The sequence below is a fragment of the Albidovulum sp. genome, from assembly GCF_041919395.1.
Taxonomy (GTDB): Bacteria; Pseudomonadota; Alphaproteobacteria; order Rhodobacterales; family Rhodobacteraceae; genus Albidovulum.
In genome coordinates this window covers 25,635-45,411 of the sequence record NZ_JAYRTX010000007.1, presented here as the reverse complement: position 1 = coordinate 45,411, position 19,777 = coordinate 25,635, and the positions used below count along the sequence as shown (strand labels likewise).

Below are 19,777 nucleotides of genomic sequence, written 5' to 3'. Positions count from 1 at the left end.
GCATAGCCGCTCCGCGCGGAATTGGCCAGAAGCCTCGACCGATCCGGCGCCGAGGCGCGCCGATTCAGGCCGCGAGGGCGCGCATCGGCGCGAGCGCGGCGTCGATGACCTCCGGCCCCGCGCCCGTCGCGTTCGCGCGCTCCGACAGGATGCGCCGCCAGTGCCGCGCGCCGGGGCAGCCGTGGAAGAGGCCGAGCATGTGGCGCGTGACCTGGTGGAGCCGCCCCCCCGCCTCCAGATGGCGCGCGATATAGGGCCGCATCCGCTCCACCACCTCGAAGCGGCCGGGCCCGGCCGCGCCGCCGAAGAGGCGCCGGTCGGCGTCGGCGAGGATATCGTAGGGTTCATGATAGGCCGCGCGACCGATCATCACCCCGTCGAGCCCCGCCGCGAGGAATGCCTCGGCCTGATCGAGCGAGGTGATCCCGCCGTTGACCGAGATGTGAAGGTCCGGAAAGGCCTGCTTCATGGCCAGGACCAGCGGGTAGTCGAGCGGGGGAACCTCGCGGTTCTCCTTCGGGCTCAGTCCCTTGAGCCAGGCCTTGCGGGCATGGATGGCGAAACGCCGGACGCCGGCGGAAGCGACGGTTTCGAGGAAGGCCGGCAGCACCGCCTCGGGCACCTGGTCGTCCACGCCGATCCGGCATTTCACCGTCACCTCGACCGGCGCGACCCCAATCATCGCCGCGACGCAATCGGCCACCAGCGCCGGCCGCTCCATCAGCACGGCGCCGAAGCAGCCCGACTGAACCCGGTCGGAGGGGCAGCCGACGTTCAGGTTGATCTCGTCATGGCCGTAGCCGGCGGCGATCCGCGTCGCCTCTGCAAGCTCGCCCGGGTCCGACCCGCCGAGCTGCAGCGCCACCGGATGCTCGACCGCGTCGAACGCCAGCAGACGGTCGCGGTCCCCGTGGATCACCGCCGGGGCCGTCACCATCTCGGTGTAGAGCAATGCCTCGCGGCTTATCTGGCGGTGGAAGACGCGGCAGTGACGGTCCGTCCAGTCCATCATGGGCGCCACGGACAGACGCGCAGCGTGCTGGGCCTCTATGCCGGGCATGACCCTCTGTTCCCTCGTTATCGACCTGCCCGCGGGCCAGGGGCGGTGCCCTCCCGCGCCGGCCCTTCTAGCGAAGACGGGCGCAGAGCACCAGCCACGCCACCCCCGCCCGTCAATCCTCGAGCGCCTTGCGGTACATGTGCCAGGAGGCGTGGCCGAGGACCGGCAGGACCGCGAAAAGCCCGAGGAACCAGGGGACCATTCCCACGAAGAGGAGCACCGCGATGAGCCCGCCCCAGACGACCATCACAAGCGGGTTCGCCAGCACCGTCTTCACCGAGTGGATCATCGCCGTGACGAAGTCGATCTCCTTGTCGAGCAGCAGCGGCAGGCCCACCACGGTCGTGGCGAAGAGGACGCCGGCGAAGCCTGCACCGATCACGCTGCCGACTGCGAGCATCAGGGGGCCGTTGCCATCGAGAAAGAGGCTCGCCATGTCGGACGCCGGCCCGAAGGCCCTGAGACCCATGAAGAGCGCGAAGAGCGCGTGCGCAACGAAGACCCAGAAGAGGAAGTGGACGATGATGACGGCGGCGATCGCGGGGATCTGCCGGTCCTTCTGCGCGAAGACGACGCCGAGAATCTCGGTCCAGCGCAGGGGAATGCCCTTCTCGAGCCGGCGGCTTACCTCGTAGAGCCCGACGGCCGCGAAGGGTCCGAGAAGCGGAAAACCCACGGCCACCGGCGCGAGCCACCATTGCTGGCCCGCCACCCCGTAGACCTTCCAGAGGATCAGCCCGCCCGCGACATAGACGGCGCTGAAGAAGATGCCGTAGAGCGGCGCACGCAGGAAGTCGCGCAAACCCCGGCGGAGCACCACCCCGATGTCGGAAAGCTCCACCTGCCGGATCTCGGGCAGCGGGTCGGGCCCGCGATCGGTTGCGTCCATGTCTCCTCCCTCGGCGCATGCGGGGAAAGGCTAGGACAGGCCCGGGGCCCGTGGCAAGAGCCGTGGCAACAGGGACCGGGCGGGGATCAGGCCTCTGCCCGCGCCTCGGCGCGGCTCTTGCCGGCGACGTCCATCGCCAGCGTCGCCGCCATGAAGCCGTCAAGGTCGCCGTCGAGCACGCCCTGCGTGTCCGAAGTCTCGTAGCCGGTGCGCAGGTCCTTCACCATCTGGTAGGGCTGGAGCACATAGGAGCGGATCTGGTTGCCCCAGCCGGCATCGCCCTTCGATTCATGCGCGGCGTTGATCGCGGCATTCCGCTTGTCGAGTTCGAGCTGGTAGAGCCGCGAGCGCAGGGCGTTCATGGCAATCTCGCGGTTCTGGTGCTGCGACTTCATCGAACTGGTGACAACGATGTTGGTCGGCAGGTGGGTGATCCTGACCGCGGAATCGGTGGTGTTGACGTGCTGCCCGCCGGCGCCCGAGGAGCGGTAGGTGTCGATGCGGATATCGTTGTCGGGGATCACGATCTCGATGTTGTCATCCACCACCGGATAGACCCAGACCGAGGAAAACGACGTGTGCCGCCGCGCGGCGCTGTCATAGGGCGAGATGCGCACCAGCCGGTGGACGCCCGATTCCGACTTGAGCCAGCCATAGGCGTTAGGCCCCGAAATCTTGTAGGAGGCCGAGCGGATGCCCGCCTCGTCGCCCGGCGTTTCCGACTGAAGCTCGACCTTGTAGCCCTTCTTCTCGGCCCAGCGCACATACATGCGCGCCAGCATCGAAGCCCAGTCGCAGCTTTCGGTGCCGCCGGCGCCGGCGTTGATCTCGAGGAAGGTGTCGTTGCCATCGGCCTCGCCGTCGAGCAGCGCCTCGAGTTCCTTGGCGGCGGCGAATTCCTTCAGTGACCGCAGGGAGGTCTCGGCCTCGGTGACGATCTCCTTGTCGTCCTCCATCTCGCCCAGCTCGATGAGGTCGACATTGTCCTTCAGCTCGCGCTCGATCCGGCGGTAGGTCTCCACCTGGTCGAGAAGCATCTGACGGTCGCGCATCAGCTTCTGGGCGCGCGTCGGGTCGGACCAGAGGTCGCCGTCCTCGATCATCGCGTTCATCTCTTCCAGCCGGTGCGCCGCCGTCTCCCAGTCCATCCGCTGACCGAGGAGTCGCAGCGACTTCTCCACCGCCTCGACCACATTTTCCATTTCGGCGCGCATGGGCCGTCGTCCTTCCGTCAAAGTGCAGCGCACAGATAGTCCACCCGCCCCGGCCCGGCAAGGGCGGGGCGCCGGACGACGCGCCGCGTGTCAGTAGAGACCGCCGGCCGAGAGGGTGCCGAAATCGGCCTTCTTCGGGATGACCTTCGTCTTGCCCGTGGAGGTGGTGACCGTCGTTCCCCCGCCGCCCTCGTCGCCGCCCAATTCGCCGTAGGCGTAAAGCGGCAGGTTCTGGCCCATGGCAAAGCCGCCGTCGACCATCGCGCCGATGCCGAAGATCGGGATCTCGCCATCGCGGAAGAACTCGGCCTGGACGAAGTCGCCGGTGACGTCGTCGGGCAGGCGCTCGCCGGTGAAGCGGTTGATCTTGATGAAGTGACCGCCCGCGGGCACGCGGAAATCGGTCCCGCCGTATTTCTCCACCGCCTTCTTCATGAAGGCGTTGAACACGGGCACGCAGAGGGTGCCGCCATAGGCCCCCTGCCCCAGCGTTCTGGGCTGGTCGTAGCCCATGTAGCAGCCTGCGACGATGTTCGAGGTGAAGCCGATGAACCAGACATCCTTGGCGTCGTTCGTGGTGCCGGTCTTGCCCGCCACCGGCACCGGCAGCTTGACGCCGGAGCCCGAGCCGCGCAGCACCACGCCCTGCAACATCGACGTGAGCTGATAGGCGGTCACCGGGTCCATCACCCGCTCGCGGTCCGAGGTGATCCGCGGCGCGACGCCCGGGTCGAGGCTCGCGAGCTTGCAGTCGACGCAATCGCGCTGGTCGTGGCGGTAGATCGTCCGGCCCCAGCGGTCCTGCACGCGGTCCACCAGCGTCGGTTCCACACGCTCGCCGCCGTTGGCGAACATCGCGTAGGCCGCCACCATCTTGAAGAGCGTCGTCTCCTGCGCCCCGAGCGCGTTGGCGAGGTAGGGGTCGAGGTGGTCATAGACGCCGAAGCGTTCGGCATAGCCGGCCACCGTCTCCATCCCGATCTCCTGCGCGACGCGCACCGTCATGAGGTTCCGCGACTGCTCGATCCCGGTCCTGAGCGGCGTCGGCCCGTAGAACTTGTTCGAGGCGTTCTTCGGGCGCCACAGACCCTGCGGCGTGTCCACCTCGATCGGTGCGTCGACGACGATCGTCGCGGGCGAAAAGCCGCTGTCGAGTGCCGCGGCATAGACGAAGGGCTTGAAGGAGGAGCCCGGCTGGCGCTGCGCCTGCGTGACCCGGTTGAAGACCGAGGACTGGTAGGAAAAGCCGCCCTGCATGGCGATGACCCGGCCGGTGTTCACGTCCATCGCCAGGAAACCGCCCTGCACTTCCGGCACCTGGCGCAGCGACCAGCGCTTGAAAGACCCGTCCTCGTTCGCAAGGGCGGCCACCATCACCACGTCGCCGACCGCGACGAGGTCGCCCGCGGCCTTCGCCTTCTTTCCAAGCTTGCCGTCCTCCAGCCGCTTCCTGGCCCAGGTCACGTCCTCGGCGGGAATCCAGTGGCCGTCCTCGTCATCCGAGACGCCCTCGATCCCGATGCGGGCGGCGCTTTCGCCGACCTCAAGCACCACGGCAGGGAGCCAGCCCGGCACGTCGCGCGGCACCTCGGTTTCGGCCAGCGCCGTCCGCCAGGCCTCCTCCGAGGCCAGCGCCTCGGCCGGCAGCGCCTTGCGGGTGCCGCGCCAGACGCCTTGCCGGCGGTCGAAATCCTCCAGCGCCTCCTGCAACGCCTCGGCGGCGGCCATCTGCATCTCAGGGTCCTCGGTCGCGCGGATCGCGAGGCCGCCGCCGAAGAACTCCTCCTCGCCGAAGCTGCGCGAAAGCTGCCGCCGGATCTCGTCGGTGAAGTAGTCGCGCGGCGGCAGCGATCCCTTGAACGAGGGGTAGTCGCCGCCCTGAACCGTCTTCAGCGGCGCCGCCGTGGCGGTGTCGAACGTTGCCTTGTCGATGTAGCCGTTCTGGAACATCTCGCGCAGCACGTAGTTGCGCCGCTCCACCGCCGCCTCGCGGTTCTTGACCGGGTGGTAACTGTAGGGCGCCTTCGGCAGCGCGGCGAGGTAGGCGGCCTCTTCGGGCTGGAGTTGCGCCAGGGTCTTGTTGAAGTAGGTCTGCGCCGCCGATGCGACGCCGAACGAGAGGAAGCCGAGGTCGATCTCGTTGAGGTAAAGCTCGAGGATCTTGTCGCGCGGCAGCGTGTTCACGAGCCGGTTGGCCAGCACGAGTTCCTTGATCTTCCGCTCGGCCGTCCGCTCGCCGCCGAGAAGGAAGTTCTTGGCGACCTGCTGCGGGATCGTCGAGGCGCCGCGCAGCGTCTGGCCGCGGGTGCGGATCGCATCCCAGAGGGCACCGGCCATGCCGCGCGTGTCAAAACCCTGGTGCGAATAGAAATTCTTGTCCTCGGCGGAAATGAAGGCCTGCTTCACGACGTCGGGGATTTCCTCGATCGGCGCGAAGATGCGACGTTCGGTGGCGAATTCGTCCATCAGGCGACCCTCGCCCGAATAGATGCGGCTGATCGTCTTCGGCGTATAGCGGCTGAGGTATTCGTGGTCCGGCAGGTCGCGCGAATACATCCAGAAGACCGCCCCCACCGTCAGCGCGGCAAATGCGACTCCGGTGACGATCCAGCTGAAGATGGCGCCGACGAAGGAGAGAACGAACCGGATCACGCGAGACTCCCGAGAGAACGCGGCGTCTATACAGTGCACGGCGGGGCGGGTCAAAACAACTCGGCTTGTGCCGCGCGCCTTGGCGGATCGCCGCGTGCTACTGCCGCAGGAGCTTCGCCTCGGCCGCGTCGGCTTCCGCCCAGGTCTTCAGTGCCGCGAGGATGGCCTCTTGCATCGTCGCGCGCCACACCGGATCGACGAGCCGCTTGCGGTCGGCCTCGGACGACAGGAACCCGACTTCGAGCAGGATCGAGGGAATGTCCGGCGACTTCAGCACCGAGAAGGCCGCCTGCTGGATCGGATGCCGGTGCATCCTGCCGCCCTTCTCGCGGATTGCCGCCGCGAGTGCAGCCGCCAGCCGGTCGGCCCGGGGCTGAGTCTCGGTCCGGGCCATGTCCATCATCACCTGTGCCACGAGGTCGTCCTGGGCGGAAAGATCGACCCCGGCCAGGAGATCGGCCCGGTCGTGCCACTCTGCAAGCCGCGCCGAGGCCCCGTCGCTGGCCTCCTCGGCGAGGAGGAAGACCGTGGCCCCCGTCGCCTCGCCCTCTGCCAGCGCATCGGCATGGAGCGACAGGAACACGTCCGCGCGGGCGGCGCGGGCGACGCTGATCCGGGTTTCGAGGGGGACGAAGACATCCTCCTCGCGGGTCATCACGACGGTCATCCCGGAACGCCGCAGAAGTTCGGCCAGTTCGCGCGCAAAGCCGAGAATCACGTCCGCTTCCTGGAGGGCGCCCGCCTCGGCGCCGGGGTCGATGCCGCCATGGCCGGGGTCTATCACCACGACGAGCGGCGCCTCGCCGGTCTGGCGGCGCTTCGGCGTATCGACGACGGCGGGCTTCGGAAGCGCCCAGCGCGCGACCTCGGGCGGGCCGGCGGCCGTCGCGGCGGCGAAGGCGGAGGCGTCCTCGGGCACAAGCCGGATGCGCACCTCGCCCTCGCCACCGGCTCCGACCCGTTCCTCGGCGCTGTCGATCCGGTAGGGGCCGTCCAGCTCGGCCACAAGCCGCGACCAGCCGGCACGGACCGGCCCCCAGGCCAGCGCCCGCACCCGTTCGGAGCGGTCGAGGGCCGCGGGCCGCGAGACGCCGAACGCGACCTCGGAGAAATCGAGCACGAGCCGGGGCGGGTCGTTCATGAGGAAGGCGCGATAGGGCACCGCCTTGGAAATCGCGAGATCGACCGCGACGCCTGCGCCCTCGTCGGCCACGCGCGACGCGGCCGGATCGAGATGGGCGAGCGCGGTCAGGTCCGCCGCCCGCAGCGGGGCCGCCGCCAGCATGGCGAGGCAAAGGAGGAGTGCCCGAAGCATCATGCGCCTGCCCGTTTTCCCGCGATGATAGGCCGCCGCGCCGGCGCGGCCCAAGCCCTAACCGCGCGTCGTCATGAAGTCGTGAAGCCGCCGGAGTCCTTCGCGGATGTCGCCCGTGGACCGTGCGTAGGAAAACCGCAGGGTCCCGGCCCCCCGCACCGGGTCGAAGTCGAGCCCGGGCGTCACCGCCACCCCTGCCCGGTCGAGGATCTCGGCCGCGAAGGCGCGGCTGTCGGAGGTTAGGTCCGACACGTCGGCATAGATGTAGAAGGCGCCATCGGGCGGCGCGATCCGCGTGAACCCGGCCTTCGGCAGTTCCTCCAGCATCAGCCGGCGGTTCTCGGCATAGACCCGGACGTTGGCTTCAAGCTCCTCGGCGCAGCCGAGTGCGGCCAGTGCCGCGACCTGGCTCGCGTGTGGCGGGCAGATGAACATGTTCTGCGCCAGCCGCTCCACCACCCGCACGTGCGCCTCCGGAACGACCATCCAGCCGATGCGCCAGCCGGTCATGGAGAAGTACTTGGAAAAGGAGTTGACGACGTAGACCTCGTCCGTGACCTCCAGCGCCGTGACGGGTCGCCGGTCATAGTTCAGCCCGTGGTAGATCTCGTCCGAGATGAACGCGAGCCCGCGCGCCGCGCAGAGCCCGGCGAGAGCCGCAAGCTCCTCGCGCGCGAGCATCGTCCCCGAGGGGTTGCCGGGCGAGGCGACGATCAGGCCCTGCACGTCATGGGGAACCTCGTCGGGCACCGGCTGGTAGCGGTTCTCCGGCTGCGTCGGGATACCGACGGCCGTGACAGACATCGCGCGCAGGATCTGGCGGTAGGAAGGATAGCCGGGCTCGCCGAGCGCCACCCGGTCGCCCGCGTCGAAGAGCGCCGAGAAGGCGAGAAGGAACGCCCCCGAGGACCCCGCCGTCACGATCACCCGCGCGGGGTCGAGATCGACGCCGTACCGCTCGGCGTAATGCCGCGCGATTCCCTGCCGCAGCGCCGGCAGGCCGAGCGCCACCGTATAGCCGAGCGCATCTTCTTCCAGCGCCCGGGCCAGGGCCGCCCGCGCGGCGGCAGGCGCCGGCGTGGACGGCTGGCCCACCTCCATGTGGATGATGTGGCGGCCCGCCGCCTCGGCCGCGCGGGCGGCCTCCATCACGTCCATCACAATGAAGGGATCGACCATCCCGCGGCTTGATGTGCGCATCGTTCTCTCTATGGTGGCGGCCGTTGACGGGGTCGTTCTTTCCAGCCCGCGGCACCAAGGTCAATGGGCCGCACCGGCCCGGCCTTGCGCCGCCGGAAAGCCTGCGATGGCCTGTCCCGATTTGTCCGACCCGGTGCGCCACAGGCGCGCCCCCGATGAGAGGCCGCCGATGAAACTCGTCCCGCTCGCGTTCGCCGCGATGATTGCGACCCCCGCCACCGCCTTCGACATGACGAAGATGACGGAGGCCGAGCGCGATGCATTCCGCGCCGAGGTCCGGGCCTATCTGATGGAAAACCCCGAGGTTCTCGCCGAGGCGATCGACGAGTTGCAGAAGCGCCAGGCCCAGGCGGCGGCTGATGGCGATGCCGCGCTTGTGAAGGCCAACGCCGCGGATATCTTCGAGGACGGCTTCTCCTTCGTCGGCGGCAACCCGGAGGGCAGCCTCACGGTCGTCGAGTTCATCGACTACCGCTGCGGCTACTGCCGGAAGGCCCATGCCGAGGTCGCCGATCTCGTGGCCTCGGACGGCGACATCCGCTACATCGTCAAGGAATTCCCGATCCTCGGCGAACAGTCCGTGATCGCCTCGCGATTCGCGATCGCGGCGCTCCAGTCGGTCGGCCGGGATGCCTACGAGAAGATCAACGCGGGCTTCTACGAGGACTTCCGCGGCGACGTGACCGAGGACACGCTCCTCTCCTTCGCCGAGGATCTCGGGCTCGACGGCAAGGCGATCCTCGCGAAGATGGACGCGCCCGAGGTGACCAAGGTCATCGAGGCGAACCACCTTCTCGCGCAGCGGATGCAGATTTCCGGCACGCCCACCTTCGTCATGGGCGACCAGATGCTGCGCGGCTACGCGCCGCTTGAGACGATGCGCGCCATCGTCGCCGGCGAACGCGGCTGAACCGGCCCGATCCCCAACACTGACGCAGGCTGACCCTGCCATGCCGCTTGCGGGCGTTGCCCTTGCCGCGAAAGGGCTTAGATAGACCTGCGAACGGACGAAAAGGGCTTGCCATGGCCGACGATGCGCTGGTGATCTTCACGCCTTCGGGTAAACGCGGGCGCTTTGCCCTTGGCACCCCCGTGCTTACCGCCGCGCGCCAGCTCGGCGTCGATCTCGATTCGGTCTGCGGCGGGCGCGGCATCTGCTCCAAGTGCCAGATCACGCCCGGCTACGGCGAGTTTCCGAAGCACGGCCTGACCGTGACAGCGGATGCGCTGTCCGAGTGGAACGCGGTCGAGGAACGCTACGACCGCATCCGCGGCATGAAGGAGGGCCGCCGGCTCGGCTGCCAGGCGAAGATCATGGGCGACGTCGTCATCGACGTTCCGCCGGAAAGCCAAGTCCACCGCCAGGTGATCCGCAAGTCCGCGACCGCGCGGGTGATGACCATGGCCCCGGCGACCCACGCCTACTACGTCGAGGTGGCCGAGCCCGACATGCACGAGCCTTCTGGCGATTTCCAGCGCCTTGCCGCCGCGCTGAAGGACCAGTGGCAGATCGACGGCCTCGCCGCGGACCCCTGGCTCCTGCGGCGGCTGCAGCCGATCCTGCGGAAGGGCGAGTGGAAGGTCACGGTGATCCTCCACCGCGACCACTACGGCCGGCCCCAGATCCTCGACCTTCACCCCGGCTTCTGGGAGGGGCGGCTCTACGGGCTTGCCATCGACCTCGGCTCCACGACCATAGCGGCGCATCTCTGCGACCTCAGGAACGGCAACGTGCTGGCGTCCTCGGGCCTCATGAACCCGCAGATCCGCTTCGGCGAAGACCTGATGAGCCGGGTGAGCTACGCGATGATGAACCCCGGCGGCGACGTCGAGATGACGAAAGCCGTGCGGCAGGCGATCAACGACCTCGCCCGCGCCATCGCGGCGGAGGCCGGCGTCGATCCGGCGCAGATCGTCGAGACGGTCTTCGTCTGCAACCCGGTGATGCACCATCTGCTCCTCGGGATCGACCCGGTGGAGCTTGGCCAGGCACCCTTCGCGCTTGCCACCTCGGAAAGCCTGTCGCTGCCCTCCCGCGACCTCGAGCTTTCCGCGATCCACGAAAACGCGCGGATCTATGTGCTGCCGTGCATCGCGGGCCATGTCGGCGCGGATTGCGCGGCCGTGGCATTGTCCGAGGAACCGAACAAGTCCGACGACATGGTGCTGATCGTTGACGTCGGCACCAATGCCGAGCTGCTTCTCGGCAACAAGGATCGGGTGCTCGCCTGTTCCTCGCCCACCGGGCCCGCCTTCGAGGGGGCGCAGATTTCCAGCGGCCAGCGCGCAGCGCCCGGCGCCATCGAACGGGTGGAGATCGACCCGGCCACGAAGGAGCCGCGCTTCCGTGTCATCGGCTGCGACCTCTGGTCGGACGACCCCGGCTTCGCCGCCGCGACCGCCCAGACCGGGATCACCGGGATCTGCGGTTCGGGCATCATCGAGGTGGTGGCAGAGATGCGCATGGCGGGTATCGTCGACGCAGGCGGGCTCATCGGCTCGGCCGAGCAGACGGGCACGCTGCGCTGCGTGCCGCAGGGCCGGACCCACGCCTTTGTCCTTCACGACGGCTCCGCCGGGGGCGGACCGCTCATCATGGTCACGCAAGGTGACATCCGCGCCATACAGCTTGCGAAGTCGGCGCTCTACGCCGGCGCGCGGCTGCTGATGGACGAGCTCGGCATCGACCGGGTGGACCGCGTGGTGCTGGCCGGCGCCTTCGGCGCGCATATCTCGCCGAAGCACGCCATGGTGCTCGGCATGATCCCCGACTGCCCGCTCGACAAGGTCGCCTCGGCGGGCAATGCCGCAGGCACCGGCGCGCGCATCGCGCTTTGCAGCATCGCCGCCCGCGCGGCGATCGAGGCGGAGGTGACGCGCATCCACAAGGTGGAGACCGCCATCGAACCGCGCTTCCAGGAGCATTTCGTCGCCGCGAACGCGATCCCGCACGCGAGCGATCCCTTCCCCGAACTGGCCGCGATCGTCACCCTTCCGCAGGTCGCCTTCAATACCGCGGGCGGCGGCGATGGCGGGCGCAGGCGCCGGCGCGGCTGACCTTCAGGCGCCCCACCGCACGAGAAGCGCGGCGAGGTCCAGCGGTTCGGACTGCGACCCTGCGGCGACCCGTCCCGGCGTGCGCGACAACCGCGGTGCCGGCGCGGGCTGGGTGACGCCATCGTGGACGAGGTAGGTCGCGCGCGCCGCGTTGTGCGGGTGCGAGGGCGCCTCGACCAGCGTCAGGACCGGAACCGCGCAGGCATCCGACCCTGCGAAGACCCCGGCCCAGTCATCCCGCGTCCGCTCCGCGATCCGCGCCGCCACCCGCGCCCGCGCCTCGGGCCAGCGCGCACGGTCCATCTGGTCGGGCATCCCGCCCGGGTCGATCCCGGCGAGCCTCAGGAACTCGGACCAGAATTTCGGCTCGATCGCGCCCACGGCAAGGAACCCGCTGTCCTTGCAGGCATAGCAGCGATAGAAGGGTGCCGCGCCATCGAGCAGGTTCGCCTCGCGTGCGTCCGACCAGAGCCCGCCCGCCGCCAGCCCCTGGATCATCGCCATCAGATGCGCCGTTCCGTCGGAGATTGCGGCGTCCACCACCTGCCCCTGCCCGCTCCTCGCCGCCTCCAGGAAGGCGCAGGCCATGCCGAAGGCGAGATACATTCCACCGCCGCCGAAATCGCCGACGAGGTTCAGGGGCGGCACCGGCCGCTCCACCGGCCCGACCGCATGAAGCGCCCCAGAGAGCGCAATGTAGGTGATGTCGTGCCCCGCCGTGTGCGCCAGAGGACCGGACTGCCCCCAGCCGGTCATCCGCCCGTAGACGAGCCGGGGGTTCCCGGGAAAGTCCTCGGGCCCGAGGCCGAGCCGTTCCATCACGCCGGGGCGCAGCCCTTCGATCACCCCGTCGGCGCGATCGATGAGGCGCCGCGCCGCGGTCTTCCCCGTGTCCGACTTGAGGTCGAGCACGACGAAACCCCGGCCCCGGTTCAGGATGTCATGATCGAGCCCGAGGATATGCCGGTGCCCCGGCCGCTCGATGCGCACGACCTCGGCGCCCATGTCGGCGAGCAGCATCGCCGCGAAGGGCGTGGGCCCGAGCCCCGCGATCTCGACGATCCGGAGACCGGTAAGAGGCCCCCTCATGCGGTGGCCTTCTCTTCCAGCATCAGCCATTCCTCCTCGGCCGCGCTCAGCGCCGCCTGCCGCTCGGCAAGCCCTTCCGAGGCGCGGCGGAACCTGTCGGGCGCCTTCTGGAAGAGGTCCGGGTCCGAAAGGAAGTCGGTGAGCTTCCCGATCTCCGCCTCCAGCCGCTCGATGATCGCAGGCAGTGCCTCCAGCCGATGTTTCTCTGTAAATGTAAGGCCTTGCGCGGCCTTCTTCTGCTTCGGCTCGGGCGAGGAAAGCGACTTGGCGGGGGCCCTGGCGGAGGGCGCTGGCGCCGCCTCCGGCTTCTGCGCCTGATAGTCGGTCCAGCCGCCGGCATAGACCGTGACGCGGCCCTCGCCCTCGAAGGCGACCGTCGTCGTCGCCACGCGGTCGATGAAGTCCCGGTCGTGGCTGACGATGAGCACCGTCCCCTCGTAGTCGCCGAGGAGGTCCTGCAGAAGGTCCAGCGTTTCCACGTCGAGGTCGTTTGTCGGCTCGTCCAGCACCAGGAGGTTCGAGGGCCTCGCCATGATCCGTGCCAGCAGGAGCCGCGCCCGCTCGCCGCCCGAGAGCGAGCCGACGGGCGCCCGCGCCTGCGCCTCGTCGAAGAGGAAATCCTTCAGATAGGCCACGACATGGCGCGGTTCACCCCGCACCATGACCTGGTCGGAACGGCCCGAAACCTTCATCCCGGGGTCGTTCACGAGTCCGTCCCAGAGCGTCATGTCGAGGTCGAGCGTCGCCCGTGCCTGGTCGAAGACCGCGACCTCGAGGTTGGTTCCGTGGCGCACCGTCCCCGCGTCTGGGGCGATCTCGCCGGTGAGGATTTTCAGGAGCGTGGTCTTCCCCGCCCCGTTCGGGCCGACGAAGGCCACCCGGTCGCCACGCAGGATCGTCAGGTCAAAGGGCCTGAGGATCGTCCGCGCGCCGAAGGCCTTGGAAATGCCCTTCGCCTCGATCACCAGCCGCCCCGATACCTGCCCCGTCTCCAGCGCCATACCGGCCGTGCCCTGGCGCCGGATCATCGCCGCCCGTTCGGCCCGCATCGCGGCGAGCGTCCGCACCCGTCCCTGGTTGCGCTTGCGCCGCGCCGAGATGCCCTCGACCGCCCAGCGCGCCTCGGCCTTGATCTTGCGGTCGAGCTTGTGGCGGGCGAGGTCTTCCTCCGCCCAGACCGTCTCGCGCCAGTCCTCGAAGGCGTCAAACCCCCGCTCGTTGCGCCGGACCTCGCCCCGGTCGATCCAGAGCGTCGCCCGGGTCAGCGCCCTGAGGAACGCGCGGTCGTGGCTGATGATGACATAGGCGGCGCGGGTGTCCTGCAACCGTTCCTCCAGCCAGCCGATCGCCTCGATGTCGAGGTGGTTGGTGGGCTCGTCCAGAAGCATCAGCTCCGGCGCCTCGGCCAGAAGCTTGGCCAGCGCCGCGCGCCGCCGCTCGCCGCCCGAGGCGGCGGCGACAGGCGTCGCGGGATCGAACTTCAGCCCCTCGGCCACGACCGCGACGCGGTAGCCCTCGCCTTCCGGCAGGCCGGAGGCGGCGAAATCCCCGAGCGTTGCATAGGCCGAAAGGTCGGGCTCCTGTTCCATGTAGCCGACGGTCACGCCGGGCGGCAGCACCCGCTCGCCCCGGTCCGGCTCCACCAGCCCCGCCATGACCTTCATCAGCGTCGACTTGCCCGACCCGTTGCGCCCGACAAGCGCCAGGCGGTCGCCCGGCTGGACGGTGAGATCGAGTGCCTCGAAGACCGGATAGCCGCCGAAGGTCAAAGAGATGCCGGATAGCTGGAGAAGCGGTGCGCGTGCCATGACGGCTCAGCTAATTGGCGGCCCGCACGCCGTCAACGTGCTTTCATCTTGCGCCAGACACCTCGGCGGGGCGGCGCCCCCGCCCATTCGGCCGCGACCTACTCGGCCGCCGCCCTGGCGGATTCCAGTTCGGCCGCGCGCGCCTCGACCAGTTCGACGATATGGTCGATCATGCGGTCGTTGGTCATCTTGTGGTCCTGCCGGCCGGCCAGATAGACCATGCCCGACCCTGCCCCGCCGCCGGTGAAGCCGATGTCGGTCATCAGGGCCTCGCCCGGCCCGTTCACCACGCAGCCGATGATCGAAAGCGAGATCGGCGTCTTGATGTGTTCGAGCCGCTTCTCCAGCGCCTCGACGGTCTTGATGACGTCGAAGCCCTGCCGCGCGCAGGACGGGCAGGAGATGATCTGCACGCCGCGGGTCCTGAGGCCGAGCGATTTCAGGATCTCGTAGCCGACCTTCACCTCCTCGACCGGATCGGCGGAGAGCGAGACGCGGATCGTGTCGCCGATCCCCATCCAGAGGAGGTTGCCGAGCCCGATCGCGGATTTTACCGTGCCGGAGACAAGGCCCCCGGCCTCGGTGATGCCGAGATGGATCGGCGCGTCGGTGGCTTCTGCCAGTTGCTGGTAGGCAGCCGCGGCGAGGAAGACGTCGGAGGCCTTGCAGGAAATCTTGAATTCGTGAAAGTCGTTGTCCTGCAGGAGCTTGATGTGGTCGAGACCGGATTCCACCATCGCGTCCGGGCAGGGTTCGCCGTACTTGTCGAGCAGGTGCTTTTCAAGGCTGCCGGCATTGACGCCGATCCGGATCGAACAGCCGTGATCCTTCGCGGCCCTCACGACCTCGCGCACCCGATCGGCCGAGCCGATGTTGCCGGGGTTGATCCTGAGACAGGCCGCGCCGGCCTCGGCGGCCTCGATGGCGCGGCGATAGTGGAAATGGATATCGGCCACGATCGGCACAGGGCTTTCGCGCACGATCTCCCGCAGGGCGCGGGTCGACTCCTCGTCCGGCGTCGAGACCCGCACGATGTCGGCGCCCGCCGCCACTGCGCGCTGCACCTGATCCACGGTCGCCCGCACGTCCGAGGTGATCGTGTTGGTCATCGTCTGCACCGTAATCGGCGCGTCTCCGCCCACGGGCACGGTGCCCACCATGATCCTGCGCGACTTCCGCCGGTCGATGTTCCGCCAGGGTCGGATCGGATTGTGCGTCATGTCAGCCTCGGCGCGCGTTCGGTCGGGCGATAGATAGACCCTGAGTGGCCGGACGGCAATGTGCGGCCCGTCACTCGCCCGCGGGCGCAGCCGGGTCGACCGCGGGAAGGGCGGCGCCGGCATCGGCCACGGCGGTCGCGTACTTCGCGAGGTCGGCGTCGCTTTCCAGATCGGCGACGGCGTATTTTCCCGTCAGCGCCTCGGGCGACAGGACGAGGTTCTTCGTCACGGAGCCGCGGGAACCCGCCGGCCCGTAGGTCTGACCGTTCACGGCGAAATAGAGCGCGCCCGACTCGCCCACCCGCATGACCGGCGGTTCTTCGAGCTTGGGCAGCGCGTAGCGTTCACCGGCATCCAGGATCTTCTCGAAGATCACCGTGCCGTCGGCGGCCTGCACCCGGACCCAGGCCGGGCGCACGGCGAGAAGCTCGACCTCTGCCGCATCGGCCGCAACGACCTGCACCGGTGTCTCGCCCAGGGCCGGCAGCGCCTGCAACTCGCCCGGGGCCGGCTCGGCCGCGGCGGTCACGACCGGAATAGTGCCGACGCTGCGCGGGTCGATCGCCGCGATCGGACCGTCGCGCGCGACCAGCACCGGCACGTCGAGCGCCTGGGGCCGGTAGAGCCGGTCGAGCGCCTCGGGCGCGGGCGGCAGCGCGTCCTGCCCGGGCAGCGCGGCCAGCGCGACCTCGCCCGTGTCCTGCTGCGCGGTCAGGGTCTGGCCTGCCCCGGCGAGCGGGTCGAGATCGGCCACCACGCCCGGTGCCTGGTCGATGGGCGCAAGCGTGACCTTCTGCACTTCCTGCAGAACGGACCAGCCGCCATAGCCGATGCCGCCGATGAGCAGCATCAGAACCAGGATGGAGCCGACCGCACCGGGCTGGATACCCGCCCAGACCGCCTCGCCCCTGGGGACGAAGCTCGCATTGGGATTGGCGAGCGGATCGGCGTATTCCACCTTGCGCCGCGCCTTGACCGGCCCGGAGGCGGCGGCGGACATGCCATGCGCCACGGTGAAGTCCGCCTCTTCGCAGAAGCGCCTGAACGTCACTTCCGGGTCCATGCCGAGATAGCGCGCATAGGAGCGGACATAGCCCGCGACGAAGCCCGGCGTCTCGAAGGCCGTGACATCGCAATTCTCGATCGCGGCGATGTAGCTCGCCTTGATCTTCAGTTCCCGCTGCACGTCGAGGAGCGATTTGGCCATCGTCGCGCGCTCGCCGCGCATGATGTCGCCGAGCCGCAGTTCGTAGTCGTCAAACCCTTTCGGTTTGTCCGCGTCCCGCGTCGAAGGAGGAACCCTCCGCCCGATCATGCCCACTGCCCCGTTTCGAATTCCCCGACGGCCGGCGATTCGCTTCGGCCGTGCCGTCCTATCGGTAAATCCATACCATAGGGCAAGACCGATTGCGACGGCGCAGGGCCTCAGGCGGTGAGTTGGGCGCGATTCAGCGCGCAGTGTGCCCAGAGTTTGTCCATCGCCCGAACCAGCCGGTCGATGTCTTCCGGCGTGTGCACCGGCGAGGGCGTGAAGCGCAGCCGTTCCGTGCCCCGAGGCACGGTCGGGAAGTTGATCGGCTGGACATAGATCCCGTAGTGCTCCAGCAGCATGTCCGAGATCATCTTGCAGTGCACCGGGTTGCCCACATGCACCGGGACGATATGGGTGCCGTGGTCGATGATCGGGAGACCGAGCGCCCTGAGCCGCGTCTTCAGGATGCGGGCGTGTTCCTGCTGCTTGTCGCGCAGGTGCTGCGCCGTCTTCACATGGCGGACCGAGGCGGCCGCACCGGCCGCCACCGCCGGCGGCAGCGAGGTCGTGAAGATGAAGCCCGGCGCATAGGAGCGGATCGCGTCCACCATCTTCGCCGTCGCGGCGATGTAGCCCCCCATCACGCCATAGGCCTTGGCGAGGGTCGCGTTGATGATGTCGATCCGGCCCATCAGACCGAGTTTCTCGGCGATCCCCGCGCCGCGCGGGCCATACATGCCGACGGCATGCACCTCGTCGAGGTAGGTCAGCGCGTTGAATTCCTGCGCCGCGTCGCAGATCGCCTCCATCGGGCAGATGTCGCCGTCCATCGAGTAGATCGACTCGAAGGCCACCAGCTTCGGCGCCTGCGGGTCGTCCGCCGCCATCAGGTCGCGCAGATGGGCCACGTCGTTGTGCCGGAAGATGCGCTTCTGTCCGCCGTTGCGCTTGATCCCCTCGATCATCGAGGCGTGGTTCAACGCGTCCGAATAGATGATGAGGCCGGGAAAGAGCTTCGGCAGGGTCGAGAGCGTGGCGTCGTTGGCGATGTAGGCCGAGGTAAAGACCAGCGCCGCCTCCTTGCGGTGCAGGTCCGCGATCTCGGCCTCGAGCCGCTTGTGATAGACGGTGGTGCCCGAGATGTTGCGGGTGCCGCCGGACCCCGCACCCGTGGCATCAAGCGCCGCGTGCATCGCCGCAAGGACGGCCGGGTGCTGGCCCATGCCGAGATAGTCGTTGCCGCACCAGACGGTGATTTCCTTCTCGGTCCCGTCGGGCCGCGTCCAGACGGCCTTCGGGAACTTGCCCTTGCGGCGCTCGATGTCGATGAAGGTGCGATAGCGGCCTTCGTCGTGCAGACGCTGGAGCGCCTTGTCGAGTTGAGCTTCGTAGTCCATCGCACGTCTCCCGGCTGTCATTCCGTATCCTGGGACCTACGCCCTCTCTCCGCAGGCTACCTTGATAAAGGTCAAAGTCGTCCGGCGCGACGGTACAATTTGACGCGCGGGTCACGATGCGCGTTCCCTTGTTCCGCCGCGACTGGACAATGCCGGACACGCTGCTACCGTCCTGCCCGACACCCGGAGGAGACCCCCATGACCCTCGAAGCCGTCCTGTCGCGCATCGACGAGACCCTGCCTGACGCGATGGAGCGTCTCTTCGCGCTCCTGCGCATTCCGTCCGTTTCCACCGATCCGGCCTACAAGGCCGATTGCGCCAGGGCCGCCGACTGGCTTGCCGAGGACCTGCGCGGGCTCGGCTTCGACGCCGCCGCGCGGCCCACGCCCGGACATCCGATGGTCGTCGGCCACGGCGGGACGGGCGGGCGGCACCTTCTCTTCTACGGCCACTACGACGTGCAGCCCGTCGATCCGCTCGACCTCTGGCACCGGGACCCTTTTGATCCGGCGTTGGAGGACACGCCCCACGGCCGGGTGATCCGCGCCCGCGGCGCCTCGGACGACAAGGGCCAGCTCATGACCTTCATCGAGGCGGCGCGCGCCTGGAAACACGTCCACGGCGCCCTGCCCGGCCGGCTGACGATCTTTCTTGAGGGCGAGGAGGAATCGGGCTCTCCCTCGCTCATCCCCTTCATGCAGGCGCATCGGGAGGAACTGAAAGCCGACATCGCGCTGATCTGCGATACCGGCCTCTTCGAGGGACAGCCCGCGATCACCACGATGCTGCGCGGCCTCCTCGGCGAGGAGATCACCATCACCGGCCCGAACAAGGACCTTCATTCGGGTTCCTATGGCGGCGCCGCGATGAACCCGATCCGGGTGCTGGCGAGGATCATCGCCTCGCTTCACGACGAGCACGGGCGGATCACCGTGCCCGGCTTCTATGACGGGGTGCAGGAACTGCCTGAGGCGGTGCGCGCCCAATGGCAGGCGCTGGCCTTCGACTACGGGAAGTACCTCGGTGACGTGGGCCTTTCGGTGCCTGCCGGCGAACATGACCGGACGCCGCTCGAGATGCTTTGGTCGCGACCGACCTGCGAGGTGAACGGCATCTGGGGCGGTTACACCGGCGCGGGCTTCAAGACGGTGCTGCCGTCGCAGGCCCACGCGAAGATCTCGTTCCGGCTCGTCCCCGGTCAGGACCCGCATCGCCTGCGCGACAACTTCCGCAACCATGTCCGCACCATGGTCCCCTTCGACTGCCAGGTGGCCTTCCACGAGCATGGCGCGAGCGAGGCGGGCGTGATGGACATCGCCGACCCCGCCTTCGAGGCCGCGCGCAAGGCGCTCGGCGAGGAGTGGGGAAGGCCCGCCGCCTACATCGGCTGCGGCGGCTCGATCCCGATCGCCGGATATTTCCAGAAGATCCTCGGCATGGACGCGATGCTCATCGGCTTCGGCAAGGACGACGACCAGATCCACAGCCCGAACGAGAAATACGACGTGGAAAGCTTCCACAAGGGCATCCGTTCCTGGGCGTGCATCCTCGCCGCGCTGCAATGATCCCGGGCGGGCATTTCTTCATCGACACCGCGCCCGGCGCCACGGCCGCGGCGCTTCT

14 protein-coding genes are annotated in these 19,777 nt (G+C 68.7%); 3 read left to right on the top strand and 11 right to left on the bottom strand.

Annotated elements, in window-relative coordinates; translation table 11 throughout:
• Positions 1–64: 64 nt before the first annotated feature.
• From dusA to ACMUOO_RS02630, 6 genes are all read right to left on the bottom strand, one after another.
• Entirely contained in the window at positions 65–1,060 is a 996-nt protein-coding gene (gene dusA / locus ACMUOO_RS02655) for a tRNA dihydrouridine(20/20a) synthase DusA (protein WP_301918677.1), read from the bottom strand.
• 112 nt (positions 1,061–1,172) lie between these two features.
• Entirely contained in the window at positions 1,173–1,949 is a 777-nt protein-coding gene (locus ACMUOO_RS02650; protein ID WP_301918676.1) for a DUF2189 domain-containing protein, read from the bottom strand.
• A gap of 86 nt (positions 1,950–2,035) precedes the next feature.
• Positions 2,036–3,163: a peptide chain release factor 2 gene (gene prfB, locus ACMUOO_RS02645; protein ID WP_301918675.1), complete on the bottom strand. Its 1,128-nt coding sequence runs from the start codon at positions 3,161–3,163 to the stop codon at positions 2,036–2,038.
• 90 nt (positions 3,164–3,253) lie between these two features.
• Positions 3,254–5,815 (bottom strand): penicillin-binding protein 1A, encoded by a 2,562-nt coding sequence (locus tag ACMUOO_RS02640; protein ID WP_413854848.1) that lies wholly within the window; start codon positions 5,813–5,815, stop codon positions 3,254–3,256.
• A gap of 97 nt (positions 5,816–5,912) precedes the next feature.
• Complete coding sequence (locus ACMUOO_RS02635; RefSeq protein WP_301918673.1) at positions 5,913–7,133, bottom strand: N-acetylmuramoyl-L-alanine amidase; 1,221 nt, start codon at positions 7,131–7,133, stop codon at positions 5,913–5,915.
• Positions 7,134–7,187: 54 nt separating this feature from the next.
• Entirely contained in the window at positions 7,188–8,330 is a 1,143-nt protein-coding gene (locus ACMUOO_RS02630; RefSeq protein WP_301918672.1) for a pyridoxal phosphate-dependent aminotransferase, read from the bottom strand.
• Between the two features lie 169 nt (positions 8,331–8,499).
• On the opposite strand from ACMUOO_RS02630, the gene ACMUOO_RS02625 reads away from it, so the two are divergent.
• On the top strand, positions 8,500–9,240 hold the full coding sequence (locus ACMUOO_RS02625) for a DsbA family protein (protein WP_301918671.1): 741 nt from the start codon (positions 8,500–8,502) through the stop codon (positions 9,238–9,240).
• Between the two features lie 113 nt (positions 9,241–9,353).
• Positions 9,354–11,387 (top strand): ASKHA domain-containing protein, encoded by a 2,034-nt coding sequence (locus ACMUOO_RS02620; protein ID WP_301918670.1) that lies wholly within the window; start codon positions 9,354–9,356, stop codon positions 11,385–11,387.
• A gap of 3 nt (positions 11,388–11,390) precedes the next feature.
• Here the strand turns inward: ACMUOO_RS02620 and ACMUOO_RS02615 are convergent, their stop codons facing one another.
• The 5 genes from ACMUOO_RS02615 to hemA all read right to left on the bottom strand — a co-directional run bounded on the left by ACMUOO_RS02615 (position 11,391) and on the right by hemA (position 18,153).
• A complete protein-coding gene (locus tag ACMUOO_RS02615) occupies positions 11,391–12,476 on the bottom strand; it encodes a CaiB/BaiF CoA transferase family protein (RefSeq protein WP_301918669.1) in 1,086 nt (361 codons plus the stop codon).
• Complete coding sequence (locus tag ACMUOO_RS02610; RefSeq protein WP_301918668.1) at positions 12,473–14,284, bottom strand: ABC-F family ATP-binding cassette domain-containing protein; 1,812 nt, start codon at positions 14,282–14,284, stop codon at positions 12,473–12,475. The genes ACMUOO_RS02615 and ACMUOO_RS02610 overlap by 4 nt, the downstream gene beginning before the upstream one ends.
• A gap of 98 nt (positions 14,285–14,382) precedes the next feature.
• On the bottom strand, positions 14,383–15,504 hold the full coding sequence (gene ispG, locus ACMUOO_RS02605) for a flavodoxin-dependent (E)-4-hydroxy-3-methylbut-2-enyl-diphosphate synthase (RefSeq protein ID WP_301918667.1): 1,122 nt from the start codon (positions 15,502–15,504) through the stop codon (positions 14,383–14,385).
• Positions 15,505–15,574: 70 nt separating this feature from the next.
• The gene (locus ACMUOO_RS02600) at positions 15,575–16,819 is read right to left on the bottom strand and encodes a helix-turn-helix domain-containing protein (RefSeq protein ID WP_301918666.1); all 1,245 of its coding nucleotides are present in this window, start codon (positions 16,817–16,819) and stop codon (positions 15,575–15,577) included.
• A 110-nt stretch (positions 16,820–16,929) separates the two neighbouring features.
• Positions 16,930–18,153: a 5-aminolevulinate synthase gene (gene hemA / locus ACMUOO_RS02595; protein WP_301918665.1), complete on the bottom strand. Its 1,224-nt coding sequence runs from the start codon at positions 18,151–18,153 to the stop codon at positions 16,930–16,932.
• Positions 18,154–18,351: 198 nt separating this feature from the next.
• Here hemA and ACMUOO_RS02590 point away from each other — a divergent pair, with 198 nt between their 5' ends.
• Positions 18,352–19,719, top strand: a complete 1,368-nt coding sequence (locus ACMUOO_RS02590) for a M20/M25/M40 family metallo-hydrolase (protein WP_301918664.1) — start codon at positions 18,352–18,354, stop codon at positions 19,717–19,719.
• Positions 19,720–19,777: the final 58 nt, after the last annotated feature.

What these genes read in the sequence shown, in the direction of transcription:
- ACMUOO_RS02620 (WP_301918670.1), top strand. Translation starts at nt 9,354, where the DNA reads ATGGCCGACGATGCGCTGGTGATCTTCACGCCTTCGGGTAAACGCGGG.
- ACMUOO_RS02610 (WP_301918668.1), bottom strand. Translation starts at nt 14,284, where the DNA reads ATGGCACGCGCACCGCTTCTCCAGCTATCCGGCATCTCTTTGACCTTC.
- hemA (WP_301918665.1), bottom strand. Translation starts at nt 18,153, where the DNA reads ATGGACTACGAAGCTCAACTCGACAAGGCGCTCCAGCGTCTGCACGAC.
- ACMUOO_RS02650 (WP_301918676.1), bottom strand. Translation starts at nt 1,949, where the DNA reads ATGGACGCAACCGATCGCGGGCCCGACCCGCTGCCCGAGATCCGGCAG.
- ACMUOO_RS02630 (WP_301918672.1), bottom strand. Translation starts at nt 8,330, where the DNA reads ATGCGCACATCAAGCCGCGGGATGGTCGATCCCTTCATTGTGATGGAC.
- prfB (WP_301918675.1), bottom strand. Translation starts at nt 3,163, where the DNA reads ATGCGCGCCGAAATGGAAAATGTGGTCGAGGCGGTGGAGAAGTCGCTG.
- ACMUOO_RS02600 (WP_301918666.1), bottom strand. Translation starts at nt 16,819, where the DNA reads ATGATCGGGCGGAGGGTTCCTCCTTCGACGCGGGACGCGGACAAACCG.
- ACMUOO_RS02615 (WP_301918669.1), bottom strand. Translation starts at nt 12,476, where the DNA reads ATGAGGGGGCCTCTTACCGGTCTCCGGATCGTCGAGATCGCGGGGCTC.
- ACMUOO_RS02635 (WP_301918673.1), bottom strand. Translation starts at nt 7,133, where the DNA reads ATGATGCTTCGGGCACTCCTCCTTTGCCTCGCCATGCTGGCGGCGGCC.
- ACMUOO_RS02590 (WP_301918664.1), top strand. Translation starts at nt 18,352, where the DNA reads ATGACCCTCGAAGCCGTCCTGTCGCGCATCGACGAGACCCTGCCTGAC.
- dusA (WP_301918677.1), bottom strand. Translation starts at nt 1,060, where the DNA reads ATGCCCGGCATAGAGGCCCAGCACGCTGCGCGTCTGTCCGTGGCGCCC.
- ispG (WP_301918667.1), bottom strand. Translation starts at nt 15,504, where the DNA reads ATGACGCACAATCCGATCCGACCCTGGCGGAACATCGACCGGCGGAAG.
- ACMUOO_RS02625 (WP_301918671.1), top strand. Translation starts at nt 8,500, where the DNA reads ATGAAACTCGTCCCGCTCGCGTTCGCCGCGATGATTGCGACCCCCGCC.